We start from the raw sequence: 17678 nt of genomic DNA, 5'->3' as shown, positions 1-17678 counted from the left end.
TTATTCGTTGTATATCTCATCGTGCAACCGGTACCGATCGTCGTTGGCAGCCGGTTCCTGCCGGCTCTTCGTATCGATGATCATCACCGGGGGCGTCGGGTCATTTGCTTCGGCGGGCGGCCAGTTGGGCAGGTCCAGGCTGTTCGGGTTCCCCTTTTTGATAAAGTTGGCAAAAAAGGCCTGCATGGTTTCGGATACCTTGTAGTCGTCTGCCGTCCAGGCGTAGTCGTCCACCAGGTGCAGGTTCCCCATACAGTACTCAATCTCGCAGGCGTGCGGGGCCCCGATGGGCTCCGGCATGTCGGGTGCTTCCGTATCCGCTTCCACCGTACCTCCCGCCAGGCCGGAACGCAGGTTGGCATCCCGGAGGGGCGGACGGATTTTGCTGTAGAGGTAGCGGTAGACGGGTTGGTCGCTATGCTTGCGGTGCAGGTCAAACCATTTCCAGGTACTGTAGGAGATAAACCGGTCGGAAGCCAGGGCGGTGGCCGAAAATTCCACCTCCCGGGCCGTGCTGTGCGCATAGGCAGCCAGTATCTCCTCGTGCCGCTCCGGGTAGACCTCCCGGACTTTTTGCTCAAAATTCTCCGGGGTATAGGACATCCCCTGCATAAATGCCATCCCCGGGATTTCAGCCGAGTTCCACCCCAGCAGCAAAGGCACCTGGGCCTGCCGGCCGCTCTCAAAAATCTCCGGCAGGCTGGCGGGCAGGAAATACCCATCGATAGTCATCGGGAAGCCAAACCGCCCCGATTCGTTGTACAACTCATAAATATCCCGGGCGGGCAATTTTCTCAAATCCGCGATTGAGGCCACCCCGGCTTGCTTTAAAAATTCCGCGCCCTGTTTCTCGCCTTCCGCCAAGGGTACGGGCGCCATGGTAGGGTGGATGGCCGCCCCGCTTTCGCCAATGGCACCGGCAATCAGTTCCCGGGACAAGGGCGAGGCCATGAGTGTACTTGTCCCTATGGATCCTGCGGATTCCCCGGCGATGGTGACCCGCGACGGATCACCCCCAAAGGCTTCGATATTGTCCCGGACCCATTGAAGGGCCGCCTGCTGGTCCAGGGAACCGTAATTTCCGGAAGCCTTATACGGGGCCTCCGCACTGAGTTCCGGGTGGGCCAGGTATCCAAAAATGTTCAGCCGGTAATTGGTGGTGACCACCACCATGCCCTTTTTTGCCATACTTTCCCCGTCATACCGGGGTTCCGAGGCATCCCCGGCCACATTGCCGCCCCCGTAAAAATAGACCAGGACCGGCAGGCCCCGGGTATTCCGTTTGGCCGGTGTCCAGACGTTCAGGTAGAGGCAATCCTCGCTTACCCCGTCCGACCGGGATTTCATATCGCCGAAGACCATGGTCTGCATGGGGCGCGGACCAAATTTTTTGGTCTCCTTTACCCCTTCCCAGGGATCCATAGGCTGGGGTGCCTTCCATCGAAGCTCCCCTACAGGCGGCTTGGCAAACGGGATGCCGAAGTAGGTTTGAATACCCGTATGCGTGTCGTAGTTGCCCTCGACAATCCCTTTGTCGGTTTGCGCCTGGACGGGAAAGGCGTTCTGGTTCGGGTTGGCAGCATGTTGCTGGGCCGAAAGTTGCTGCGATTGGATAGAGCATACGATCATCAGGACGAAGAGTCCCGGATTCCGAAGAGGTTTCATGTTTGCGATTAATTGGTTTAACAGCATACAAGATACCCTGAATTCACGTAACAAACCAATCGGGGAATCCCCAAAATTGTTAGGATGAATATTCCTATCTTGAACTGAAATTTTCAGAGCCTGTGATACCCTTCCGGAAATCATGCCGTGGCCAGGCCATCGCCTGGCTCCTTTTGCTTGCCTGGGGGGCTGCTGCCCAAAGCGGTAGTCCAAAAAAAATCACCATCTGCTGGGATGCCTCCGCCTCCATGGAAGGCAATGAACCCGTCTACCCCTTCCGGTACCTGGAGCCCGTCCTGGCATCATGTGCGGATTGCGAAGTGGAACTGGTGACCATAGGGACATCGGCAGTCAAAAATTCCTATGTGGTTCAGGATGGCGACTGGACGGAATTGAAAAAGGATCTGGAAGCCATCACCTACGACGGAATCGCCCCCTATGCGCTCTTTAACGAACATCTGCAACCCGGCGCCACCTACATCTATACGGATGGCGTTCAGCTCCATCCGAACGACCGGTTATTGCTTGAGAAAGGCAACACCATCCTGAGCCGGTCCACCGGCGAGGCACAGCAATTCCTTGAGCGCACGGCGCTGGTTTACCGCGGGAATTACATCCAGCTGAAACCGCTTGCCCGGGCCATCCGGCCCGAGGCCGGGAATCCGGAAACCCGGGAAACGGGTACCGGTTTCGGGCAGGGGGTGATTGCCCTGGAAGAGGTGGAAGTAAACGAAACCCGCAGGGAAGCCGCGGAAAAAGTCCGGACAGGAACAGGCACTCGGGATAGCCGCCGGGTGGGTGTCGCGGTGAGCTCCCTGGATGATGAGGACGTATCCGAGATCCAGACAGACATTTCCCAGTCGCTGCAGGGCGGGCGGCTTACCGGGGTGAATGTCGGACCCGGGCAGGATGCCACGCAATTCACCAGCAGGACCAACCTGACGATGCTGGGGAACAACTACGGATTAGTGGTTGTCGATGGCACCCCCCTCGCCCAGTCAAATTCTTCAGGGGGGGTTGCCGGGTCGCAGCGGGCCAATTTTATCGACCCCGCCAACATCGCGGACATCACCGTGCTCAAAGGGCTGGCAGCTACCAATATGTACGGGGAGGCAGGCCGGAACGGGGTCCTTTTGATCACTACAAAAAATGCCGTATACGGTACTGCCGATAACCGACAAAATGCCGATGCCTTGCAACTGCGGAACAATGTATACGATGCCCGTGAAACCACCGGCCCAACCGGTTCGGCCATATCCCGCTCCCTGTCCGGCATCCCGGTAGCACCTGCTTACAGGCGGTATCTGGAGTTGCGAAAATCCAGGGACGCCGACCCGGGGTTTTACCTGGATGCATCGGCTGCCTTCAGGGATCGGGACCCGGTACTGTCGTCGCGTATTGTCAGCAACCTGGCCGAGCGGATGTCCGACAGGCCCGCTGCCGTTTCTGCCGCCCTGTACGGGCTGCTGGCAAGCGGCAGCCACGAGGCCGCAATAGTGGTGGCCGAAAGCCTGGCTTCCGTCCCCTCCCCTGCCGGGAGTGCGCTGGTCAGCCGGGCGCTGCTTGCAAAAGACAAACAGGAAAAAGCCGCGCTGGTCCGCCAGCTTATCAAAGCCCACCGCCAGGTACAGGGTACCGGGGAGGCCGCAAGGGAATACCGGACGTTCCTCCAGCGGGAAATCCAAAACCTGTTTCGGGCCAACCCGGAATTTGCCGGGATGATCCCCGGTGCCTACGACTACGAAAACTGCCCAACCTACAGGGCGCGCCTGGTCATCGAGTGGAACCTCCCCGGGGCGGAATTCAACCTGCAATCGGTAAACCCTCAGCAGCGCTTCTACGACTGGGAACATTCGCAATTGGCCGCTCCGGAACGCCTGCGGGAAGAGCATCAAACCGGATATACCGTTAAAACCTTCGATTTTTATGGGGCCGACAGCTCAGGGGAATGGCTTTTTAACGTAGAGTTGCTGAGCGATCCCCCTTCCCCGGATAATCTGCCACTGGTTTTTGGCTGCCGCATCTACGAGAATTTCGGCATGGCTTCCCAAACCGTTTCCTACCAAACGGTCCACCTGGGCCGGGTGGGGGAAAAACAACAATTACTGCGCCTTTTTGTGAAATAACCACATTTCAACCCGGGGCATACCCTACCGGTTACCATCCTTGGAAATTTTAGGTTAAATTGTTCCAAAGAATGCGATCCCAACACAATGGGATTCGCAAACAACCACAAAAACCAATCGGACATGATTTCTTTTTCCCAAGCCACACCGGCCGGCAGGTCGTTTTGGATAACCAGTTATTTCTCTATCGAATATAAGACAATGCTTCCCTGCCTGATTCTGGCAGCTGTTTTGTCGTTCCAGGCCAACGCCCAGGAGCAATCCGCAAAACGCCCCCCGATCATCGATGTCCATGTGCATGCGATGAAGGTCAATCCCAATTTTTCAAGGCCCATGTGCCCCTGGTTCCTGAGCAGCATGCCCGGGAGCGGGCCCAACCAGGAGGCGCCCTCATTTATCAATCTGGATTGCGTAGACCCCCTGCAACCCGCTGCCTCGGATGCGGACATGCAGGAAAAACTCCTCGCTACGGCCGAGCGTTTGAACATGACCCTGGTGGTTAGCGGCGATGCGGATGTCATCCACAAATGGCACGCCCAGGCGCCCGACAGGATAATCCCTTCCCTGGGGGTCAGCAACGCCGACCAGATATCCGTGGAGGCCTTCCGGGATTCCCTTTCCTCTGGTTTTTACAAGGTGATGGGCGAAGTAGCCCCGCAGTACCAAGGGATGTCTCCCAGCGATATGTCGCTGGATGCCTATTTTGCCGTTGCCGAGGAACTCGGAATCCCGGTGGGCATCCACATGGGTACGGGCGGTAACGGGATGGCCAATATCACCAATGCCAACTACCGGGCATCATTGGGGCAACCGTTCCTTCTGGAGGACATGCTCGCCCGCCACCCGAAACTTAAAATCTGGGTCATGCACGCCGGCTATCCGATGATCGACCAGATGATTGCCCTGATGGGGGCCAATGCCTATGTATACGTAGACCTGGCAGGTTTTATCTGGAGCTACCCCCTGGAAGAGATCCACGCCTACCTGAAGCGCCTGGTACAGGCCGGATTCGGTAAACGCATCCTCTACGGTACCGATTTTATGGTCTGGCCCAAATTGCTGGAGACCTCTATAGGGGTCATCGAAAATGCGAATTACCTGTCCGAGGATCAGAAACGGGACATATTTTTCAACAATGCCGTCCGGTTCTTCAACCTGGATCCCAGCGAATTCGAATAAACCTGATAAATTCCAACCTATGACCCGTTCCCTCCCCCTGCTTTTCATCCTCCTGCTGGCCGGCACATTTCTGCAATGCCGGGCGGAAGCGGATACCCCGGTTGCCCCGGAGGCCGATCCCCAAAGGCCGCGTACGATTGTGACCACGGACGGGGAGATCGACGATGTGGATTCCTTTATCCGGATGTTGCTCTACGCCAATGAATTCGAAATCGAGGGCCTGGTGTACAGCAGCTCCATGTGGCACTATAAGGGCGACGGAAAGGGAACGCCTTTTACCTCCGAAATGGAAATGACCCGGAACATTTACGGGGAACGTACCGACCTGCGGTGGCCGGGCACCACCTGGATGGAGGACCTGATTGCCCGTTACGCCGAGGTCTACCCCAACCTCCGGAAGCACGCGGAAGGGTACCCGGCACCCGAAACCCTGCGCTCCCTGATCCGGGTGGGCAATATCGATTTTGAAGGGGAAATGGCGGCGGACACGGACGGTTCCCGGCTGATTGCCGAAAAACTGCTGGACAGCGATACCACAAAACTCTACCTGCAGGTATGGGGCGGGACCAATACCATTGCCCGGGCGTTGAAATCCATTGAGGAGAAATACGGAAATTCCGACTCCTGGGAGGCCATATACCGGGATATCTGCAAGAAGGCCGTCATTTATGCGATCATGGACCAGGACGCCACCTACCGCAATTACATTGCACCCAACTGGCCGGATATACCGGTATATTACAATTCCAACCAGTTCTGGTGCTTTGCCTATCCCTGGAAACAACAGGTGCCCGAACGCTGGCATTCCTTCCTGCAAGGTCCTTTCATGAAGGAACATATCATCCGGGGGCACGGCCCGCTGATGGAAAAATATTACAGCTACGGAGATGGCCAACAACAGGACGGGGACCCGGAACATATCCACGGTATTGCCCTGGATTCCTTTAACCAAAACAGGAACGGCCGGTCCTGGGGGCCGTTTGAACCCTTTGATTTCATATCGGAAGGCGATTCTCCGGCCTACCTGCACCTGGTGGATGTAGGCCTGGACAATATCGACAATCCGTCCTTTGGCGGATGGGGCGGGCGGCTGCAACAGTCGGAATCCGAGCCGAACCGCTGGGAAGATGGTACCGGGGTTGCCGATTTCAACCCGTTTACAGACACCCTCGATGTCACTTATCCACAGACCCGATGGATCCCGGCCATCCAGGAAGACTTTGCCGCCCGTGCCGATTGGTGCGTCCTCGATTTCGAGTCTGCCAACCACCCCCCGGATGTGGCGGTTTCGGAAGGTTCCCGCCTGTCTGCGAAACCCGGGGAAGAAGTAGTACTAACCGGACAGGCGACGGACCCGGATGGCGACCGATTGAAATTTTCCTGGTGGCGTTACCATGAGGTGGATAGTTACACCGGTGAGCTTTTGCCAAGGGCCATAAGCGGGGAAACCCTTCGCTTCCGCCTGCCTGCGGATATGGCGCCGGGAGAGGATCTGCACCTCATCCTGGAGGTGGCCGATGAAGCGGAGCACCCGATGATCCGGTATGCCCGGGTGGTGGTTACGGCCCGCTGAACAGATCAATCGGCGGCCTCTACCTCATCGCGGAGGTCCAGCCGGCGGAACCTGGGCGAGAACCAGGCCATGGCCCCCACGGTAAGGAGTGTCATGCAACCGCCGAATACCACGGCGGGCACCGTCCCCATCAACCTGGCCGTCACCCCGCTTTCAAAAGCTCCCAATTCGTTTGAGGAACCTACAAAAATAGAATTCACCGATGCTACCCGCCCCCGCATATTGTCCGGGGTCTTCAGCTGCAGGATGGTCTGCCGGATGATCATGGATACCCCGTCGACGGCTCCGCTCAGGAACAGGGCACCCACGGAGACCCAGAACATGGTGGACAACCCAAAGACGATGATGCAGAGGCCAAAGGCGAAAACGGCCCACAGGAGTTTCCTGCCGGCGTGACGGTGGAGGGGGAACCGGGTGGAGCCAAGCATCGTTATAGCCGCCCCCACGGCAGGGGCCGCGCGCAGGATACCGAAACCTTCGGACCCCACTTCCAGGATGTCCTGGGCAAATACGGGGAGCAGGGCCACGGCCCCCCCGAACAGAACGGCGATCATGTCCAGGGTCAATGCCCCCAGGATAGCCTTGTTGCGAAACACAAACTGCAGGCCGTCCCGCAGGCTCTGGAACACGGGTTCCCCGATTTTCGGGTTGAGGATGGGCTTCCGCGGGATGCGCAATAAAAAGGCCAGAGCCACCAGGGAGAAGCCAAATATCAGGCAAAGCGACCAGTGCACCCCGATCCAACTAATGGAGAAGCCCGCCAGGGCGGGGCCCAATACGGAAGCCAGCTGCCAGGTACTGCTACTCCAGGTAGCCGCATTCGGATAGATCCGCTTCGGGACAATCAGGGCGATAAGCGAAAAGATGGTCGGCCCCAAAAAGGACCGGACGATCCCGCCGAGGAACACCAGCCCATAGATGGCCCCCAGCTGGTACTTCTGTTCCATGGAGGCTTCCACGGACGGCAGGCTGAAGATGAAAAGTCCCAGGCTGACGACCGAAAACCCCAGGATGCAGTAAATCAATAAGTTCCGTTTCTCCCGCTGATCCACGATATGCCCTGCAAAAAGAGCCATCCCCACCGATGGGATTACCTCCATGAGCCCGATGATCCCCAGGGACAATGGGTCCTTGGTCAGCGTATAGACCAGCCATTCAATCAGGATAAACTGCATGGTCCAGGCCAGGACCATGGCAAACCGCACTACCAGGAAAATGTTGAATTCCCGGAATCTCAGGGCAGCATACGGGTCGTTGGGTTGGGCCATAAGCGCTTGGGTAAACGGAAGCAATTCCGTTTCTGGCGCAAATGTACTACAGTCCGCAGATACTGCCCGCTACCGATTCCTGATTTTGAGGGTCAGCCGGTCGTCCTTGCTGGATACCACCCGGGCCTTAATGTTCCCCAGATTGAATGGATCGCCCGGAAAGAACTGGTCTCCCGGAAAAAATTGATCTCCCGGGAAATATTCCTTGCCGGTATACATGGTCACCGTTGTATTGGGCATGGGTTCAATCCCCAGGCCCTGAAGGTTCCTGTAACTGCCTTGCAATAACCCGATAAAAAACTTGCTATCGGGAAATTCTGCAAGGACAGCCTGCTGGTCCCGTTTCTCAATCTCATTGAAAAGGACGATATCGGTGACCGTGTTCGTCCGCTCATTGACCACCAGCACCACTTTGGTCTCCCGCGTGCTGCGCTGCTGGGTCCGGGCATCCATCCAGGCCAGAAGGGCAAGTACTGTCAATATGAATAGTCTGATCTTCATCCCCGAGGGGTCATCTGCCATCGGCTGAAATGGCTATGCACGACCGAATTAGTTACAGTCTTCGGAGTTCACTTCCTCTTGGGCGTCGTCAATTGCGTCATTTATTTCAGCGCGGTTGGTGGTTGGGACACAGTCCAGGATATCCCGCAAGGCTTCCAGGTAGTTCACAGCCGCCGACTTCACGTTATCGCAATTCGCTGCGGAGGGATCATTTTGGTAAGCAAAGAGTGCATCGCTGTATAGGGCGGCTTCGTTGGCCACAATCTGTGTCCAGGCACTTTCGGAGCAATTGCCCAAGCCGTCGTCGTCACTGCCTCCGCAGCCAAATGCCAAAAGGGCGGTGCATGTAAGGGCGATGTTGGTGATGGATTTTGACAATTTCATAAATGTGAATTTTAGGTTGATAAACTAGATTTTGGGGGATTTTTATTTTTCTTGGTGTAATCACGGCCAGCCTGGTGGTTGCAACCAGTCCCCGGGGCGGGATGCCATTCGGGGGCCGGATGGCCCACGGGGCCTATTTGGGTAGAAGCGCCTCCAGGTCAAATGCCTCCAGCGCCTGCCAGGTGCGTGCCCGTCCCACGTTTAAGGTGGTCAGGGTCACAAAGAGCCGGTTGCCGTAGAAGAGTTTCAATTGATATTCCTTATTGGCACTCTCATGGCGCTCCCGGGCCTTGATGCCGTTTTCCCGCACCGTTTTGATATATCCCATGGGAATTTTCTCGTCTACATCCTGCACGGCTATCATATGGGCGGGCCCCGTCAGTTGGGAACCCCGCTTCCCGGCCCCGTCCACAATGTGCAACCTGATTTTTTCTCCGCCTGCGTAATAGGTGATGTCAAACATGGCAACATCCTCCGGGGAATTTGTATTCACGTTGGTGGCCGGCAGACCCAGGACTGCATCGGGCTTCCAGGCCGCAAATTCCGCATCGGTCAGGGGCGTCAGGCCTGCGAGTCGTTTCATATTCGCCTTCATATCCAGCGACTCGTTTGATTCCACTGGCGCATCCGCCTCCGGCATCTCCTTTTCCTCATCCTGGGCAGCATCCCGGGTCTTTACTTCCCCGCAGGTTGCCAGCGCCAAAGCCGCCAGTAACAACATGGCTTTTATATGGGTGGATGGTTTTATCGAATGCATCATAATCTGCGTCTTATCAATTGGCTGTAAACAAGAATTGGGTGTCCACGGGGACCTCTCGGACTGTTTTCATGACCATTTTCAGCGGGCGGACATTGCCTTCCTGGTCCGTGTAGGTCTCCGCCACCTCAACCCTTACCAGGTTCCAGCCTTTTTTCAGGTCGATCGTGTACTCGTGGATGATGTCAAATACATCTTTCCCGTCCAGCGTATAGGTGGGTGTTTTACACGTACCGTGAACGGATGCATCCGCTTCGGCAAAGTAGAACTCGATGTAATGCCCGGTGACAAAATCCTTTTTACCCAGCTGAAAAAAACTGTTGCCGAAAGCCTGGGAACTGGCCAATCGAATCTGGCCGTGGAGTTCTTCCTCCTCCAGGTTGCCCACATAAAAACCGCCCCGGGTAGTGGCACGCTCCAGCTGCAAGTCCCCATTCTCGGAGGTCACATCGTCACTCCGGCAATAAAATGCACGTTCCACGGTACTTCGTACCAACCGGATCCCGCTGCCATCATCCGCTTCACGGCTCGCGGAGATCCTCTGCGCCAACGCTTCTCCCAGGGTTATGGATACCTTACCGTCGGCTTCCACCTTCCCGATAACCACCGGCGAATCGGTGGGCAGGATAATTTGCGCCCGGCCGTGGGGCCAGTTTTCGAGCGTGCCCTCAAACGTGCCTTGTGCAGTGGCGATCAGGCCGGTGAATAGGGCACTCAGGATAATCAATTGCCTGAAGAAATGTCCCATATTACTGGATTTTCAGTTGCACGCGGCCGTCCTGCACGGCCTGAACCCGGGCTTTCATGCGGGCAACATCAAAGTGATCGCCGGGAACAAAATGGTCCCCCGGCAGAAAATGGTCGCCTGGCAGAAAGTGATCTCCCGGCAGGAAGTGATCTCCCGGCAGGGCGTTTTCGCTATTAAACAAAGTGAGTTGTGTGTCCTTGTTAGGCAGAACCCCCGAACTCGTGGTCCGATAACCCCCTTCCAGCAGGCCGTAAAGCACCTTGGCGTTTGGATATTTCTTCATCAGGGCGTCCGCATCAAAATTTCGCGCATCACCTACCAGTTCAATATTTGTGATGTTGTTAGAGCGATCTGCAATGAGCAGCACTTTGGTAGTCTTGCCGTCCGTGCGCAACTGGGCATTCAGGCCCACGGTACCCAGGGCCAACATGAGCAGCGGGAGGAGAATCCTTGTTTTCATCGTTGTAAAATTTTTGTTTGGAGGAAAAGTAGCAGAAGGAATCTACGGGCCGTGCCACAAATGTAACCGGCTATAAAACATATGTAACGACTCTTGTAATATACTGTTATTCAGCTATATAAACAGACGTATTGCCCGGCAGAAGGCGGGTTAATCGGCGGCCCGGGAATACTCCACGGGGGTTTTCCCGTAGGCTTCCTTAAAGCACTTGATGAAGTAGGAAGGGGTGTTAAAACCCACGGTATAGGCCACCTCATTGACGGTGGCATCGGAGTTTTTCAATATCCGGATTGCCTGCTTCAACCGCTGGGAACGGATGAATTCCGTGGTGGATAACCCGGTGATGGCCGTGAGTTTCCGGTGCAGTTGCATCCGGCTCATCCCCACCGCACTGGCAAATTTCCCGGCGTTGAAGCCGGCGTCCGACAACTGGTCGTCCAGCACCTGTTGCACATTCTCAAGGAATACCTCATCGGTGGGCGTGATGGCAATATCCTTGGCCTTGAGCACCAACTCCTGGCTGTACCTGCTGCGCAGGGCCCGTCGGGTATCGATCAAATTCTGCACGCGCCTTTCCAGCAGCCGGAGTTTGAAGGGTTTGGTGACGAAGTCGTCTGCCCCGGATTGCAGCCCCTTCAACTCGTGCTCCTCGCCCGAGCCGGCGGTTAACAGGATGATGGGGATATGGCTGGTGCGCTGGTCCGTTTTGAGCGTATTGCAGAGCTCAATGCCGTCGCGCACCGGCATCCGCACATCGGAAATGATCAGGTCCGGGACAATTTCAAGGGCTTTTTCGACTCCTTCCGCCCCATTTTCGGCTTCAAGTACCTGGTATTTGCCTTTCCATACGGATGCCAGGAACTGGCGCACTTCGCGATGGTCTTCCACCACCAGGATCAAGGGCAGGTCGCTTTTGGCCTCGTCCGCCCCCCCTTTGTCGGACGCCAGGTCGATGGTACTTGAAATCGCATCCGGCGCTGGATGCTCTTCCTTTGTGTTGGCATCCACTATTTGTGCGTCTGGAAAAAGATCCCGCGCCATGGGAAGGGTCACCTGAAACGCTATCAAGTCGGAGGCTTCTTCCAACCGGACATCCACTTCGCCCTGGTAAAGGGCTACGAGCTGCTTCACCAGCGAAAGGCCCACACCTATGCCTTCGGAATATTCATCCTGTTGGTAAAATCTGTTGAACAACTTGCCCAGGTCGCCTTCCGCAAAGTCCTCCACCGAATTCTCTACCCGCAAACACACCGTGCCCCCTTGCCCTTCTGCCCGGAACCGCACTTCCCCGCCGGTGGAGCAATACTTTACGGCATTGGAAAGCAGGTTGGTCACGATCTTCTCCACGATATCCTCATCGAACCACGCGCCCGGCATCGGGCCGATATGCACCTGGTAGGAAATGTCCTTTTGTTCACAACGGTACCGGAACGAAGAAGCCAGCACCCCCAGGAACCCTTCCAGATCGCCCGGGGTTACTTTTAATTTCAATTTGCCTTTTTCGAGCTTGGCCAGGTGCAGCATCTGGTCCACCAGGGCCATCAGCCGATTCGTATTCCGCTTGATCATCGAGAAGTTGGCGTGGTCTGCATCCGAAAGACCCCCGGCCCCCAGTTTGGCATCCACTGGGCCCGATATCAGGGTCAGCGGCGTCCGGAACTCGTGGGAGATGTCCGTATAGAGTTTTGATTTGAATTCATTGAGCCGCTGGAGCCTAAGGGCTTCTTCTTCCTGTAATTGCAGGTTTAGCTTCATGCGCAACCGCCATTTCAAATACCAGTAAATGGCGAATACCCCCGAGAGGAACAGGATCAGGTAAATGGCTTTGGCCAAAGGGGTCAGGTACCAGGGCGGTGCAATCGAAAAGGCAAATCGCGCGGGCTTTGGGTTCCACACCCCGTCGTAGTTGCTGGACTTCACCTGGAATTCGTAATCCCCCGGAGGCAGGAAGGAGTATCTCGCAAAGTTGTTGTTGCCCGCCTGGATCCATTCCTGGTCGTAGTTCACCAACCGGTACTGGTATTGGTTTTTCTCCGGCAGCGCGTACTGCAGGCTCGAAAACGTAAATGTAAGCGTGTTCTGAAAGTGCCGGAACCTCGTATCCGGCGCCATGGGATAGGGTTCATTGGCTACCTGCATTCCCGTAATAGCCGTTTTGGGCAACCGGGTATTCTCCTGTATCTCCGAAGGCTTAAACCAATACAGTCCCTCGAGCCCCCCGAAATACAGGTTGCCGCGCCGATCGATGTGGTATGCGCCCGTATTGAATTCCGTCGCCAGGCCTTCGTAATTGGTATAATTGGTGATTGTCGGTTTTTCGCCCGGCGATTTGCCCGGGCTGAACCGGGTGATCCCCCGGTTGGAACTCAGCCACAGGTTGTTTTGCGCATCCGGTAGGATGGCATAGATCACATTATTGGCCAGGCCATCTTCCGTGGAATAGTGATAAAATTTTTCCTGTCGGGTATCCAGTGCATTGAGGCCTCCCCCGTAGGTGCCGATCCAAAGTACCCCGTCCTCCCGTGAAAAATAGAGCGATTTGATCATGTCGTTGGAGAGGGTGTTCGGCCCGGACCCTTCCCGGAAGACCTTAATTTCCCCCGTATCCGGATGCAGGCGGATGAGCCCTTCGGAATCCGTGCCCAGCCAGAGGTTGCCGCCGAGGTCCTCCTCGATTACACGGATATTGTCGCTGACGCGAGGGCCCTGCCGGCCGGGACTGCTGTCAAAAATCCGTACGGGCCCGGTTTCCTTTCCGAACTGAACGAGCCCATTTTCCCGGGTCCCCAACCAAACCCTGGCCTGGCTGTCTTTAAAAATACTCCAAATGGTCACCGGGTACCCGGTATCCGGGCGAGACCCGCCATAGGTTTGCACCGACCCGTCCGGCCCCAGGATATTCAACCCGCCCCCCTGGGTCCCGATCCACAGATCTCCGCTGGACACATCTGCATACAGGCTCATGATCCGGTCGGAAGTCAGGCGGGTACCGGGCGGGTCTTCCGTGGAATACTTCGCCCAGCTGTTTGCCCCGGGGAAATACTGCATCAATCCATGGCCCGAAGTCCCCACCCAGACCGAGCCGTCGGCATCCGTAGTGATGGCCCGGACCACGTCCACATGAATGTTCCTCGGAACCTGATAATTGGTTATGGAATTAAATTTTTCGAGGTACTCGTCGTAGAAACTCAGGCCTGCCCCATCGGTACCAAACCAGATCGTCCCGGTATAATCCTCGTAAATACTCAGTATGTCGTTGTAATGCAGCGCCTTGGGGTCGTACTTGTCTGCCATGAAATGCCGGGTTCGGTAGGAATCCAGTTCAATGAGATACAGCCCTTTCCCGTAGGTCCCGATCCAGAGCCGGTTCTGCGAATCGACAAAAAGGGAAAGAATGTTCAGGTCGGCCGGCAGGGGCAGGCTCAGGGGCAATTCCGCGGTATCGCTCAGGAAGGTCTCCCCCTCGTTTCGGAAATAAAGTCCGCGGCCATACGTGCCGAACCATTGCCGTCCCTCCCGGTCGATGGCAATGGTGCTGAAACTCGCCTGCACAGGCCCGTCCACCAGGGTTTCCCGCAAGGTATCCCGCGCGCTCCTGTTTTGGCTGTCGATGGCCAGGATGCCGTTATCTGTTGCCGCCAGGAGTTCCGAGTCGCTCTCGGCCAGCGCATATATGGTTTCTCGCACGTCGATTACCTGCCGGACATTGGCGAAGTCCCCATCTGGCGGTACATGAAGCAGCCCATCGGAATACGTACCTACCCAGTATGCCCCCTGACGGTCCTGGTATATGACACTCGCATGCTGCGTAACCGGTACAGGTACAAAATGACCGGATGCCACATCCAAACGGTGGGGAATCCGGCTGGAGGGAATGGACCAGATGTTGTTATCCCGGTCTACGTACACCTTTCCCAAATGGCTGTAACCCGGGCGGGTGATGTCGTCGAAAATAAATGGGTAGACGGTAAATTCATTGCCGTCGTACTTGTTCAGGCCATCCTGGGTAGCGATCCACAGATATCCCGTACTGTCCTGCGCAATGGAGATACCGCAGTTCTGGGAAAGTCCGTCCGTGATGGTGAGTTCTCCAAAACTAATCTGGTCCTGGCCGCAAACTACCGCAGCGAGGAAAAACAGGGAACAACATGTTATTAGCCTGATGTAATTTTGTACCATACACTTCGATCCTCTATACGCTGTGGGGTATTGAAATGTAAGTCTTTGATCGGTTTATAGCAAATTCCCGTTATACTCCAGCCATTTCTGAATCCCCCCTGTAGAAGCTGGAAGGACTAACTGGATGTTCTAATTATCGTTGGCTGTTCAATTCTCCAATCGCTCCATGGTCGTCAATTCCGGCGACCCGCCCCGGTTCCCGCAGCCGGATGCGATGTAAAGGGAATCGTCAAAGGTTACAAGGCCCGTGCCGTGCCGTCCCTCATTGAGAGGTGGCCATGCCTGCCACGTTCCGGTTTTCGGATCCAGGGCCTCCACTTCGGAGTGTGCCTTCTCCTGTACGGGTGACTCCCCCCCGGCAATGAGTATCTGGCCGTTGCAGAAAGTGGCTGCCGTACCGGCCCGCTCCGTGGGAATCGGGTTGGGTAGCGTGGTCCAGGTATCCGTGGCGATATGGTAGGCGTCAACCGGCCCGATGGTTCCGCCAAAGGGGGTTTCGGATGAACCCGTATTCCGTCCCGCCACCGCATATATCAACCCGTCGGCCAATACGGCCTGGAAGTGATCGCGCGTACGGGGCGCATCGGAGAGGACTTCCCAGGATCCGGTCTCCAGGTCATAACTGTCTGCCCAATCCTTGTGGTCCCCGATATGCCCGTTTTTGATGCCGCAGAGCATATAGATCTTACTGCCGGACAATACGTTGCCCGTGGACCCGCGGCGCCTCGCCTCGGGTATGGCGTCCCCCTGCTGCCAGGAATTGGTTGCCGTATCGTAGATATAAATGTGCCCCACCGGCGTTTCATCCGGCCATCCCCCCGTCAGGGCGCCCAGGATATAGATCCGATCTTCCACTACTACCGGTTGGAAGTGGTGAAGCTCAATGGGGGGCTCCGGCCCTTTTGACCAGGTACCGGACTGCGTGTCGTAGATGCTGACCGGGCGGATTCCCCGCCCACCGAGCAGGTAAAATTTACTGCCAACATTTACAAATGCCGCTTCGTGCCGGGCTACGGGTTGGCTCCCGTCTTCGGATTCAACGTATTGCCATTTGCGGGCATCAATAGTTTCGGAGGCTATGTTTTGCGAGATTTCGCCGGACCCGGATTGCGTTTTCTCGCCGTCCTGGCAACCGGAGAGAATCCATATCGTTGCCGCAACGAGCAGATAACCCCAATTGCGAATGAACCCGCTGTATACATTTGTTATCGAGAATCGAACAGCCATCATATTTCATTTAATTCATTAATAACCGCATGAGCTCCTCAGCGGCCACCCTGCCTTTTTCCCTCAGGAAGTCCCTGGGGGTATCGTCCCCGAGTTCAAAGACGATGGCCGGCATGCCGTGGGCTGCATAGAAGTGGTTGCGCGACACCATGGTAGGGGTCAGCTGGTCGGAAGCGCTGATATTCGTTTTCTTTTGCGGGAGCCGGTTACTGATGTTTTGGATCCAGTCAAAGACAATTCGCCCCGCTTGTCCGGTAACCACCGTATCCAGGGGGTAATAGATGTCGTCCCAGGTGGAATGGAAGTCGGCCCCGAAGACAAACTCGTACCCCTCCCCGCTTTTCCGTTGCAGGAAATCCCGGACGGCCCGCGTCTCGGGCTGATTGAATTCCTGCCAGTCCCGGTTCAGGTCGATTCCCCCCTGGTTGTGGCGCCAGTGTCCGTTGTCCACCCCATCCGGGTTCATAAGCGGCACGTTGAACACGGTGAATTCCCGGCGGAATGCCCGGGCTTGCTCCGAATCGCCTGCCAGGGTTTCCATAAACGATTTCATGGCCAGGAAACCGGTGACTTCGGGCGGGTGCTGGCGGGAGATGATCATCAGGGCCTTTCGGGCATCCCCTTCATTTACTTCCATCAGCTTCATCGGGCGGCCTTCCCGGCTTTTGCCGATTTCGTAATTCGATACAAACGGTTTTTGGGACAAGGTATCCACCCATTGCTGCACACGGGCCGATGTATAGAGTTCCTGGGCGGTGACCCAGGTGGGCTCCTCGCTAACCGGCAGCGTGATTTCGATTTGTTCCGGCGCGGCCCGGATCCCGAATTCCCCTTCCCCCGGGTTGATCAGCTTAAACCGGGTACTGTCGAGGGTTTTGAAGTTGATTCCGTCCCGACTGATTTTCGGGTAGTACCGGCTCCTGCTGCCGTCGTAGGTGAACTGGAGTTGGATTTCCCGGGGGGTGGTGCTCCAGACCTGGAATCCGTACCACGGGCTCGGGTTGATGGGCGTGTTTTCTGCCGTGATCCAAAGCGTATAATGGTCCTGGCCGTCGTGGGCTACCCCGTTGAGGCGGGCCCCGTCGAACTGGTTGCTGAAAAACACGGTACTGTCCTGGAAGGCCCAGGTGCCCCGCCACTGCTTCTGGACGGGTTTGGTTTTGGTGGAAACGACCGGGTTGGGCCCCTGGCCCTGGTAACCGGAAGATGCCCCGGATTGGGTGTTTTTGCAGGCGCACAGGAGGGATATTCCGAAAATCAGAGGAATTAAGTGTGTTTTCATTGGGGGTAGGTAATGAATTTGAAAACCTAAAATAAGGAATCCTTTATGTACAGGGTCTTTTGAAGGTTAAAATGTTTAGCGGGGTATTAAGCACTTCCCTTGAAAATCCTTGCCAGTGTGATCCTGTAGGCCAGCCGGTGCGATGGGCAGGATTACGCCTGCGGCGTGATCCTGAATACGCCCCCGCCTGAAACAGGATTACTCGCTGCCGCTCGTGATCCGGACCGAACGGCCAAAAGGGCTCCGGTGGAACGCTTTTAGTGAGGGGCCAGCTGGTGCGATGGGCAGGATTACGCCTGCGGCGTGATCCTGAATACGCCCCCGCCTGA

At 56.2% G+C, this 17678-nt stretch carries 13 protein-coding genes; 3 read left to right on the top strand and 10 right to left on the bottom strand.

Annotated elements, in window-relative coordinates; translation table 11 throughout:
- Positions 1 to 1665, bottom strand: a complete 1665-nt coding sequence (locus AC3DKS_RS00815) for a carboxylesterase/lipase family protein (protein ID WP_041327162.1) — start codon at positions 1663 to 1665, stop codon at positions 1 to 3.
- 122 nt (positions 1666 to 1787) lie between these two features.
- On the opposite strand from AC3DKS_RS00815, the gene AC3DKS_RS00810 reads away from it, so the two are divergent.
- The 3 genes from AC3DKS_RS00810 (at position 1788) to AC3DKS_RS00800 (ending at position 6543) form a co-directional block, all read left to right on the top strand.
- Complete coding sequence (locus AC3DKS_RS00810) at positions 1788 to 3791, top strand: TonB-dependent receptor plug domain-containing protein (protein WP_272607145.1); 2004 nt, start codon at positions 1788 to 1790, stop codon at positions 3789 to 3791.
- Positions 3792 to 3992: 201 nt separating this feature from the next.
- A complete protein-coding gene (locus AC3DKS_RS00805) occupies positions 3993 to 4970 on the top strand; it encodes an amidohydrolase family protein (RefSeq protein ID WP_272607144.1) in 978 nt (325 codons plus the stop codon).
- A gap of 19 nt (positions 4971 to 4989) precedes the next feature.
- Positions 4990 to 6543, top strand: a complete 1554-nt coding sequence (locus tag AC3DKS_RS00800; protein ID WP_272607143.1) for a DUF1593 domain-containing protein — start codon at positions 4990 to 4992, stop codon at positions 6541 to 6543.
- A 5-nt stretch (positions 6544 to 6548) separates the two neighbouring features.
- Here the strand turns inward: AC3DKS_RS00800 and AC3DKS_RS00795 are convergent, their stop codons facing one another.
- The 9 genes from AC3DKS_RS00795 to AC3DKS_RS00755 all read right to left on the bottom strand — a co-directional run bounded on the left by AC3DKS_RS00795 (position 6549) and on the right by AC3DKS_RS00755 (position 17349).
- A complete protein-coding gene (locus tag AC3DKS_RS00795; RefSeq protein ID WP_015754588.1) occupies positions 6549 to 7811 on the bottom strand; it encodes an MFS transporter in 1263 nt (420 codons plus the stop codon).
- Between the two features lie 69 nt (positions 7812 to 7880).
- Positions 7881 to 8312 carry a hypothetical protein gene (locus AC3DKS_RS00790; RefSeq protein WP_148214333.1) on the bottom strand — a complete coding sequence of 144 codons (432 nt, stop codon included), beginning with the start codon at positions 8310 to 8312 and terminating at the stop codon, positions 7881 to 7883.
- Positions 8313 to 8360: 48 nt separating this feature from the next.
- Complete coding sequence (locus AC3DKS_RS00785; protein ID WP_015754586.1) at positions 8361 to 8696, bottom strand: hypothetical protein; 336 nt, start codon at positions 8694 to 8696, stop codon at positions 8361 to 8363.
- A 133-nt stretch (positions 8697 to 8829) separates the two neighbouring features.
- A complete protein-coding gene (locus tag AC3DKS_RS00780) occupies positions 8830 to 9456 on the bottom strand; it encodes a hypothetical protein (RefSeq protein ID WP_148214332.1) in 627 nt (208 codons plus the stop codon).
- A 13-nt stretch (positions 9457 to 9469) separates the two neighbouring features.
- Complete coding sequence (locus AC3DKS_RS00775; RefSeq protein ID WP_272607142.1) at positions 9470 to 10201, bottom strand: hypothetical protein; 732 nt, start codon at positions 10199 to 10201, stop codon at positions 9470 to 9472.
- A 1-nt stretch (position 10202) separates the two neighbouring features.
- Positions 10203 to 10661, bottom strand: coding sequence for a hypothetical protein (locus tag AC3DKS_RS00770; protein WP_272607141.1), 459 nt, complete (start codon positions 10659 to 10661; stop codon positions 10203 to 10205).
- Between the two features lie 150 nt (positions 10662 to 10811).
- On the bottom strand, positions 10812 to 14840 hold the full coding sequence (locus tag AC3DKS_RS00765; protein WP_272607140.1) for a hybrid sensor histidine kinase/response regulator transcription factor: 4029 nt from the start codon (positions 14838 to 14840) through the stop codon (positions 10812 to 10814).
- A 147-nt stretch (positions 14841 to 14987) separates the two neighbouring features.
- On the bottom strand, positions 14988 to 16070 hold the full coding sequence (locus AC3DKS_RS00760) for a Kelch repeat-containing protein (protein WP_272607139.1): 1083 nt from the start codon (positions 16068 to 16070) through the stop codon (positions 14988 to 14990).
- 7 nt (positions 16071 to 16077) lie between these two features.
- Positions 16078 to 17349 carry a M14 family metallopeptidase gene (locus tag AC3DKS_RS00755; protein ID WP_272607138.1) on the bottom strand — a complete coding sequence of 424 codons (1272 nt, stop codon included), beginning with the start codon at positions 17347 to 17349 and terminating at the stop codon, positions 16078 to 16080.
- Positions 17350 to 17678 lie beyond the last annotated feature (329 nt).

This window comes from Robiginitalea sp., assembly GCF_982776155.1.
Note: the sequence above shows the minus strand (reverse complement) of the source record. Positions and strands in the feature narration are given on the sequence as shown.

Coding starts and splice junctions, on each gene's coding strand:
- AC3DKS_RS00755 (WP_272607138.1), bottom strand. CDS start 17,349: ATGAAAACACACTTAATTCCTCTGATTTTCGGAATATCCCTCCTGTGC.
- AC3DKS_RS00760 (WP_272607139.1), bottom strand. CDS start 16,070: ATGATGGCTGTTCGATTCTCGATAACAAATGTATACAGCGGGTTCATT.
- AC3DKS_RS00805 (WP_272607144.1), top strand. CDS start 3,993: ATGCTTCCCTGCCTGATTCTGGCAGCTGTTTTGTCGTTCCAGGCCAAC.
- AC3DKS_RS00770 (WP_272607141.1), bottom strand. CDS start 10,661: ATGAAAACAAGGATTCTCCTCCCGCTGCTCATGTTGGCCCTGGGTACC.
- AC3DKS_RS00795 (WP_015754588.1), bottom strand. CDS start 7,811: ATGGCCCAACCCAACGACCCGTATGCTGCCCTGAGATTCCGGGAATTC.
- AC3DKS_RS00790 (WP_148214333.1), bottom strand. CDS start 8,312: ATGAAGATCAGACTATTCATATTGACAGTACTTGCCCTTCTGGCCTGG.
- AC3DKS_RS00785 (WP_015754586.1), bottom strand. CDS start 8,696: ATGAAATTGTCAAAATCCATCACCAACATCGCCCTTACATGCACCGCC.
- AC3DKS_RS00775 (WP_272607142.1), bottom strand. CDS start 10,201: ATGGGACATTTCTTCAGGCAATTGATTATCCTGAGTGCCCTATTCACC.
- AC3DKS_RS00800 (WP_272607143.1), top strand. CDS start 4,990: ATGACCCGTTCCCTCCCCCTGCTTTTCATCCTCCTGCTGGCCGGCACA.
- AC3DKS_RS00780 (WP_148214332.1), bottom strand. CDS start 9,456: ATGATGCATTCGATAAAACCATCCACCCATATAAAAGCCATGTTGTTA.
- AC3DKS_RS00815 (WP_041327162.1), bottom strand. CDS start 1,665: ATGAAACCTCTTCGGAATCCGGGACTCTTCGTCCTGATGATCGTATGC.
- AC3DKS_RS00765 (WP_272607140.1), bottom strand. CDS start 14,840: ATGGTACAAAATTACATCAGGCTAATAACATGTTGTTCCCTGTTTTTC.